The 8,261-nt window shown below is 36.4% G+C and carries 8 protein-coding genes; 2 read left to right on the top strand and 6 right to left on the bottom strand.

What is annotated here, in order from left to right:
• The 5 genes from U9Q18_04280 to U9Q18_04260 all read right to left on the bottom strand — a co-directional run.
• A partial coding sequence (locus U9Q18_04280; protein ID MEA3313574.1) for a CBS domain-containing protein occupies positions 1-2,611 on the bottom strand: 2,611 nt, incomplete at its 3' end.
• Positions 2,604-3,938, bottom strand: coding sequence for a pyrimidine-nucleoside phosphorylase (locus U9Q18_04275; GenBank protein MEA3313573.1), 1,335 nt, complete (start codon positions 3,936-3,938; stop codon positions 2,604-2,606). The genes U9Q18_04275 and U9Q18_04280, both read right to left, overlap by 8 nt.
• 1 nt (position 3,939) lies before the next feature.
• The gene (locus U9Q18_04270) at positions 3,940-4,728 is read right to left on the bottom strand and encodes a purine-nucleoside phosphorylase (GenBank protein ID MEA3313572.1); all 789 of its coding nucleotides are present in this window, start codon (positions 4,726-4,728) and stop codon (positions 3,940-3,942) included.
• 7 nt (positions 4,729-4,735) lie between these two features.
• The gene (locus U9Q18_04265; GenBank protein MEA3313571.1) at positions 4,736-6,355 is read right to left on the bottom strand and encodes a DAK2 domain-containing protein; all 1,620 of its coding nucleotides are present in this window, start codon (positions 6,353-6,355) and stop codon (positions 4,736-4,738) included.
• On the bottom strand, positions 6,356-6,688 hold the full coding sequence (locus U9Q18_04260) for an Asp23/Gls24 family envelope stress response protein (protein MEA3313570.1): 333 nt from the start codon (positions 6,686-6,688) through the stop codon (positions 6,356-6,358).
• 99 nt (positions 6,689-6,787) lie between these two features.
• Here U9Q18_04260 and rpmB point away from each other — a divergent pair, with 99 nt between their 5' ends.
• Both rpmB and mtnA read left to right on the top strand, forming a co-directional pair.
• Entirely contained in the window at positions 6,788-6,970 is a 183-nt protein-coding gene (gene rpmB / locus U9Q18_04255) for a 50S ribosomal protein L28 (GenBank protein MEA3313569.1), read from the top strand.
• Positions 6,971-6,975: 5 nt separating this feature from the next.
• Positions 6,976-7,998: an S-methyl-5-thioribose-1-phosphate isomerase gene (mtnA, locus tag U9Q18_04250; protein MEA3313568.1), complete on the top strand. Its 1,023-nt coding sequence runs from the start codon at positions 6,976-6,978 to the stop codon at positions 7,996-7,998.
• A 1-nt stretch (position 7,999) separates the two neighbouring features.
• Here mtnA and U9Q18_04245 read toward each other — a convergent pair.
• The coding region (locus U9Q18_04245) for a hypothetical protein (GenBank protein MEA3313567.1) at positions 8,000-8,261 on the bottom strand (262 nt) is incomplete at its 5' end.

Below are 8,261 nucleotides of genomic sequence, written 5' to 3'. Positions count from 1 at the left end.
TCTTCAATTCAAATCTCTCTCTATTGCTCAAAATATATTGGATTTCTTCTTTTTTAGAATGCAACATTCCCGTTATTCTTAATCGCAAAAGTTCATCAAAAATTTCTTTGTACTGTGGTCCTGGTTTTAACCCCAATTTTAATAGATCTTGCCCTTTTATGCTAATTTTAATATTTGATAAAGTTTCAAGATAATCAATTAGTAGAGCTCGCTCGTTAGAAGAAGTCCAGGACAAATACGAAACAATGAAAGCTTTATCAATATTTCGTAAAAGGAAAAACAGGTCTATCCTATTAATTATCTTCGCAGTAGTGTGTAATTTGCGAAATGCATTTTCTGCTGCAACCACTTTCTCGCCCAATCTTCTAGAAAAAGAAAAGTATTGGAGAATATCTCTTTTTTCAACATCACTCTTTCCAAAAACAAGCAAGAAAAAATAAACCTTCGCTTGATCGGCAGGAAAATATTTAATCCACTTTTTTGCCTGAAGTATTGCTTCTTTTCTACGATTACTAAGCCTTTTAATTCTAAAAAGATCCTTAAGTATCCCTCTTTTTTCCATTTTTAATATAGCAAGCGGTGCATCAGAGGAAGAAAAAAGTTCAAACAATTCATCAAGAATTCTTCTTGATTTCTTAAATCGAAGTACATTAAGGTCCACTGTTTTTACCAACAACTGTTCTGTATCATCAGACAAATGAAAATTAAATTTAATTTCGTATTTGATAGCTCGTATGATTCTTGATGGATCCTCTAAAAAAGATAATGAGTGAAGCACTCTTATCTCCTTTTTCCTCAAATCTGAAAAACCACCAAAAAAATCATACAAATTACCAAACTGGTCTGGCAAAAGATCTATGGCCAGTGTATTGATTGTAAAATCCCTTCTCCCTAAATCTTCCCTTATCGATGCACGCTCTATGACCGGGAGAAGAGAATGAGAATTATAATATTCCCGTCGCGCAGTCACAAAATCAAATGTATAGTCTTCGTATGTACAAGTAGATGTCTGAAATTCTGGATACAATAAAACATCTCCGCCAATTTCTTCCTGCAACCTCTTTCCAAACAGTATAGCGTCTTTGCTTACAACAAAGTCCAGATCAAGGCTTTTTTTGTTCAATAAAATATCCCTAACCGCCCCCCCTACAAGATAAATTTTCTGGTTCGACTCAATGGCAATAGCCCCCATTTTTTGCAATAGGTTAAAAATATCCGGTGAAAATTTCTTTTTTAGTAGCGAAGTAATTTCCTCTTTTTTAGGAATAAATGCAGCATTTGCACTGAATGAAGATTTGCTTACGTATTCTTTCGTGTAAAATGCTTTTAGAAGATCGCTTCTAGAGATAATCCCAACAATTTTTTTATTTTTTGTAACAAGAACGCGGCCCACATTCGTTAGAACCATCGCCTCTTCTATCTCTCTAAGACCCGTGTTCGGAGAAACTTCCACCAGATTAGATAAAAGATACTGTTTTACAGGACGATCTCGATTCTCAATAAGCATAATTTTTTCAATGTCCCGTTTTGATATGATTCCTATAATCTTATTACTCTCCTCAACAGGAAGTCCTGAAAACCCAAATCGCACCATTATTTTCAAAGCTTCTTTTATGCCAGTCTTTGCCGAGGCAGTTTTCACCGGAAAGCTCATAATGTGCTCTGCCTTTAATACAGGAAAATACACTTTCTCAATGTTTATTAATATTTGCTTTTTTATTTTCAGGATATTTCCATTCTTAACAAATACAGATGCTGCAGTTGGATGACCGCCGCCGCCAAGGGGGAGCAATATTTTTTTCAAATCATACTGCGGACTGTTACTCCTTCCTACGATAAATATGCCATCCGTTGAAGACACTAAAATAAATAAAAAATCTGAATCCACTATTTCTCTCATTCGATGTGCTATAAGCGATATGCCGGGCGTATAAGTCGACATTTTCCCTGATGCAATAGCAACCCTTGCCCCTTTAATATTGCACTCTTCAATATTATCGAGCAATTCTTTGTATAAATGAATCTGATCCTCACCAAGGGATGGGGAAAGGAAATGGTTTACCACTTTCATATTTACACCAAAAGAAGCAAGATATTTCATAGCGGCAAAATCAGCAGCACAAGTGGAAGGAAACATAAATGAGCCGGTATCCTCATAAATGCCAAGCGCAATAAATGTTGCCTCAAATGTCGTAAGTGGAATTCTTTTCTTTTCAAGAAGCTCTACAAGAAGAGTGGTATTAGCCCCATAGTTTTTAGAAATAGTTTTTGCTTTTTTTATATCGCGTACGGAATAAGGATGATGGTCAAAAATAATAACCTCTACTCCCTTTTTTTTGACAAATTCTTTGCCGTCTCCAATACGGTTAAAAATTCTTGTATCAACAACTATAACTCGTTCTATGCTATTCTTTATTTTACCAGGAAGTTCTTTTACCTTTATTAATCTTAACATGTCTCCAAAAAAATGTGCCAACTTTTGCGTGCTTACATCAAGCGATCCGGGATGTATAAGAAAAGAGCCGGGATATAATTTCTCGGCTGTATACATCGAACTTATTGCATCAAAATCAGAGCCTGAATGAGTCAGGATGACTGTAGTTTTACTCATCAGAGAGTTTCTTAATTTCTTCTTTTGAAATACGGTAATAAAAAAGTGGGAGTGGTTTTACCTGCTCTTTTTTAAGTTCAACACAGTTTAAAAAAGCTTTAGCCGCTCTATCTCCCTTTTCGGCATCGCTAGCAAGAATTAGCGCAATTTCTTCATCCTTTTGTATAAAATCTCCAACTTTTTTTGGAAAAAGAATTCCAACAGCAAGATCAATCTTTTCGCCTTTTTTTGTCCTTCCCGCCCCGAGAGAAACAGCAAGTCTTCCAATAGTTTCCGCCTTAATAGCTGATATATACCCACTTTCTCTGGCTAAAACAGGTATTTTAAACTGTGCCTGAGGAAGAAGTGAAAAATCTTCAATAATATTTACATCGCCTCCCTGGGCTTGAATTATTACTTTAAATTTTCTCAAACCTGCACCATTATGTATTGCTTCTTGTATCTTATGCTGGCCTTCAGTTTCATTTTGTACTTTTCCACCAAGTCTAAGCATCTCTGCTCCAAGCATTTCTATCACCCTAACAAGCCGCTTTCCACCACCGCCTTTTAGCACTTCAATTGCTTCTTCAACTTCAATAGAATTTCCAATTGCATCACCAAGTGGCTGATTCATATCAGTAATATAAGCTACTGTTTCTCGTTTTGCCAGAGTGCCAATATCAACCATAATTTTTGCAAGTCTTTTCGCGTCTTCCAAATTTTTTACAAAAGCGCCATCTCCAACTTTTACATCTAAAAGTACGGCATCAGAACCAGCTGCTATCTTTTTACTCATAATACTTGCTGCTATAAGTGGAATGCTATCCACCGTGCCTGTTACATCTCTGAGAGCATATAGCTTTTTATCTGCCACTACCAAATCGTTACTCTGCGCAATAATTGCACCACCATTTCGGTTTACATGATCAATAAATTCCTCTATAGGAAGCTCAACCTTAAAGTTGGATATTGCTTCAAGTTTATCTATCGTGCCACCGGAATACCCTAGTCCTCTTCCTGACATTTTTGCAACGGGTACACCATTTGCAGCGACAAGTGCAACCAGTGGTAATGATACTGTATCAGCAACTCCACCGGAACTATGTTTATCAACTTTTATGCCTCTTATTTGAGAAAGGTCTAATGTTTTTCCACTTCTCACCATAGCAAGCGTAAGCTCGGTAGTTTCTTCGCTATCCATACCATTAAACCATATCGCCATAAGAAGAGCAGAAATTTGGTAATCCGGAATGGTTCCGTCAGAATATCCCTGTACGAAAAAATCGATCTCTTCTTTTAGAAGTTTTGTTCCTCTCTTCTTTTGTTCAATGATGTCAACAATATTCATATCATATCTCCTTAAGAAATTCTTCAATTAAACAAGATATATTTTTGCCACAACGACTAGCCATATCTAAAACTTTTTCATGCGTCACCTTACCATCTACAAACACACTATCTGTAATGCAGGAAAAACCCAACACCTTCATTTTGAGATATCGTGCAACAATCACTTCGGGTACTGTAGACATTCCCACTGCATCAATTCCAAGCCGATTCATAAGAGTAAGTTCTGCCATTGTCTCATAATTGGGGCCAGCCACAGCACAATAAACACCTTCTTTTACATTTATTCTTTTTTTACGGGCAATTTCAGCTACTTTTGCCCGATATTCTTTATCATATGCGTTGATCAAGTCTACAAAACGCTCATTTCCTTTTTCTTCACGCAAAGGATTGTCCGCAAAAATGAAGTTAACATGATCCCTGATCAGCATAATATCGCCTACATTCAATGCAGTATTCACGGCACCAGCTGCGTTTGTTATAATTATATTATTAGCGCCAGTCGCATGGGCAAGATACACGCTTGAGGTAATTTCTCTCATACTATAACCTTCATAAAAATGCACTCTTCCATTAAAAATCAAAATATTTTTCCCGGAAAGAGTTCCAAAAATAAGCTCTCCTGTATGTCCCGCCACTGTTGACACAGGATACCTTGGAATTTCTTGATAAGAAATTTTTTTAACAATTTGCACTTTGTCAAGAATCGATGAAAGGCCTGACCCAATAATAATGGCAAAATCGGCTTTAAAATTTATTTTATCTTTGACAAATTCAGCATAAGTTTTCATCTTTACCTCACTCTAACGATGCAAGGTAGTAATAAAACGGCTGGCCTCCGTAGACAACTTCCACCTCTAAATTCGGAAACGCCTTTTCAATCCTCTTTGCAACCTTTTCTACATCTTTTTTGTTTACCTCTTTGCCATAATATATGCTCACAAATTCGTAGTCTTCAACAGTTTCTGTATTTTTCTTAAATAAATTAAATAAAACAGTTTGCGGATTCTTACCTTTCAACATAATTTTGCCATTTGTTAACCCTAAAATATCACCCTTTTTCATATCAAGCCCATTTATTTTTGTATTACGCACTGAGTACGTGACAGAAAACGAGTGCATTTCAGAGAGAATTTCATTTGCACGCTTGACATTGTCTTCAAATGTTCCCTCCTTATTAAACGAAAGGATAACGGGTATTGCCTGGACCATATTCTTTGTAGGTACTACCTCGACGATTTTGTCTTTTACTAAATCTTTTGCTGCATTAGCAGCAAGGATTATATTGGGATTGTTCGGAAAAATAACAACATATTTTTTTGTGCACTTATTAATACCTGCAAGAATATCATTGATTGAAGGATTCATAGTTTGGCCGCCTCCCACCAAAACATCAACTCCTAAACTAAGAAAAATCTGGTCAAATCCTTCTCCTTGAGAAACGGTAACAATGGACAAGAATCTGTTAGTAACAACTTTGGGAGTTACTGTAGCTTTACTTGCAAGAAATGCATCTTGTTCATCTTGCATATTTTCGATTCGCGCTTCTTTAATAGGTCCCTGCTTCATAACAAATTCTATAACATTATGTGGCTCGTTAGAATGCACGTGCAATTTTGTCAGATTTCCTGATTTTGCTACGACAATACTATCACCAAATTGTTCTAAATCCTTCCTTAGTTGATCGGGATCAATATCAGCAATCTCCAGCAATAACACTGTATCATACTTAAATTCGAGCTCTTCACCTAAAATATGTTGGTCTATTTCTTGAACCACTTCCTCAAAACCTTTTGTAATTTCTAACTCCCCTTTAAGTCCATAAAGAAGACCTTCTGTAATGAAAACGAGTCCCTGGCCACCAGCATCCACAACACCGGCTTCTTTTAAAACCGGAAGAAGCTCGGGTGTATTTGCCAGTGTCACTTTTGCCCCTTCTAATATTTTCTCAAGAAAGGGTGTAAAATCAGATTCTTCGCGCGCAAGAAACATCGCTTTTTGTGACATCGACTTAATGACTGTAAGAATAGTTCCTTCAACAGGTTTAATAACTGCCTGGTACGCAACATTTGAAGATAAAACTAATCCTTCCGCAAACTCCTGGGTTGTTACTTCATCTTTTCCATTTATATATTCAAAAAAACCTTTAAAAATCTGCGAGAGAATGACGCCAGAATTTCCTCTTCCACCAATTAAAGCACCCTCGCACACAGCCTTTCCAAATTCATTCAAATTTTTTGTTTTTTGTTTACTCAATTCTTCCAGGGCCGTTTTTAATGTAAGATACATATTCGAACCCGTATCTCCATCCGGCACTGGGAATACGTTCAACTTATTAACCAATTCTTTATGCTTATTCAGATTAGCAACTGCTCCTTTAAACATTCTGTCAAATTCAACAAGGGTTAATTTATTCACTTATGCCTCCCTTTTCACACCTTTTATAACCACGTTTACATCAATATCTTTCAGACCTGTAAGTTTTTCCAGTTTATATGACACCTGATGAACAATGATGTTAGCCACTTCAGAAACTTTTACGCCGCTTTGCAAAACAACATATATCGTAAAAGATACCTTTCTGCCTTTTATTTTTACATCTATGCCTCGGCCAAGTTTATCGCCGCCCAAAAGAGAAAGAAACCGTTCTCCAATACTCGCAGGAACAAGTCCCACTACGCCATAACATTGCATTGCGGTTAAAGCTGCAAGCTTCGCTAATGCATTTTCTGAAACGATTATTTTTTTCATTTTTACCTCCTATTTATGCATATTATTATAGCAGACTATTGCATTGAATGAAAATTTTCTTACAATGTAAGAGTATTATTTTAAATTGGAGGTAATGCAATGAGTAGAAAATGTGAAATATGTGGAAAAGGCCCAATGGTTGGAAATAGCATAAGCCATTCGCACAGAAAAACCAAGAGGAGAACTCTTCCAAACCTACATAAGGCAAAAGTTCTTATAAACGGGAAAATTAAAACTGCCTGGGTATGCACAGATTGCCTAAAAAAACATAAAATCGTCTGATGGAATTGGTTTCTTTAAAATTCAAAGGGGAGACACTTTATATATTAGACCAGAGGAAGCTCCCCTTTGAATTTGTAAATATGCCCTGCAAGACCAAAGAGGATATCTGGGAAGCAATTAACAAAATGATGATAAGAGGAGCACCAGCAATAGGAGTAACCGCTGCCTACGGTATGTATTTAGGTGCCAAAGACCTTAAGGAAGAAAAATTCTTTCAAAAATTAAATAAAATTAAAAAATATCTTGACAGCGCACGGCCAACTGCAGTAAATCTCAAATGGGCAACAGAAAGAATATATCAAGTCGCTGAAAAAAATAAAGGCAAAACAGTAAACACAATTAAACGCCTCATTCTTAAGGAAGCAAAAATACTGGAAAAAGAAGACTCAAAGCAAAATCTCAATATAGGCAAATATGGCTCGACTCTTTTTAGTCATAATGATATCATTATGACCATCTGTAATACAGGCGCACTTGCAACTGTTGCGCATGGCACAGCATTCTCAGTAATAAGAAGATCGTTTGAAAAGTACAAAAACATTAGCGTAATTGCTCTGGAAACACGCCCGTATCTTCAAGGAGCAAGACTTACTGCACTAGAGCTCAAAGAAGCAAAGATACCCTTTCATCTTATTACCGACAATATGAGTGGATTTATGATGGCAAAAAATTTAGTAAACGGTATTGTAGTAGGAGCAGATAGAATTGCCAGTAATGGTGATACTGCAAATAAAATCGGGACATATACGCTTGCTGTCCTTGCCAGGTACCATAAAATTCCATTTTACGTAGTTGCGCCAACATCGACAATCGACCCTAATATATCAGGTGGTGCTGATATCCCCATTGAAGAAAGAAATCCGGACGAAGTTACACATTGCGGAGGAAAAAGAATCGCACCTGAGAAAATTAAAGTATACAACCCCGCCTTCGATGTAACCCCAAACAAATTCATCGATGCAATCGTAACGGAAAAAGGAATACTACGAAAACCGTTCAGAGAATCAATAAAAAGAATTTTAAAATAATCTATCGAGATTTCAAAAACAGTTTAAGACCTGCTCGAGCACTGAGTGGCTCGGATGTAATAATATATTCATAACCAATTTCAGCCATTTGATAAGAAACAACAGCAATAATTTCAGGTATACTATCTTCTTCCTCATGAAAGATTTTTAACAAATTATTATTAAAAAAAACTATAGCGTCCCCCATTTTTCTCTTAAGAAAATTTGCGTTATCCGGAAATACTGCCTTAACAGAATGAGACAATAATTTTTTTGAAAAAATC

It is taken from the genome of Caldisericota bacterium, assembly GCA_034717215.1.
In the GTDB taxonomy this organism is placed as follows: domain Bacteria; phylum Caldisericota; class Caldisericia; order Caldisericales; family Caldisericaceae; genus UBA646.
Note: the sequence above shows the minus strand (reverse complement) of the source record. Positions and strands in the feature narration are given on the sequence as shown.

Excerpts from the sequence above, each read along its gene's own strand:
- U9Q18_04275 (MEA3313573.1), bottom strand. The coding sequence starts at position 3,938 with ATGAATATTGTTGACATCATTGAACAAAAGAAGAGAGGAACAAAACTT.
- U9Q18_04270 (MEA3313572.1), bottom strand. The coding sequence starts at position 4,728 with ATGAAAACTTATGCTGAATTTGTCAAAGATAAAATAAATTTTAAAGCC.
- U9Q18_04260 (MEA3313570.1), bottom strand. The coding sequence starts at position 6,688 with ATGAAAAAAATAATCGTTTCAGAAAATGCATTAGCGAAGCTTGCAGCT.
- rpmB (MEA3313569.1), top strand. The coding sequence starts at position 6,788 with ATGAGTAGAAAATGTGAAATATGTGGAAAAGGCCCAATGGTTGGAAAT.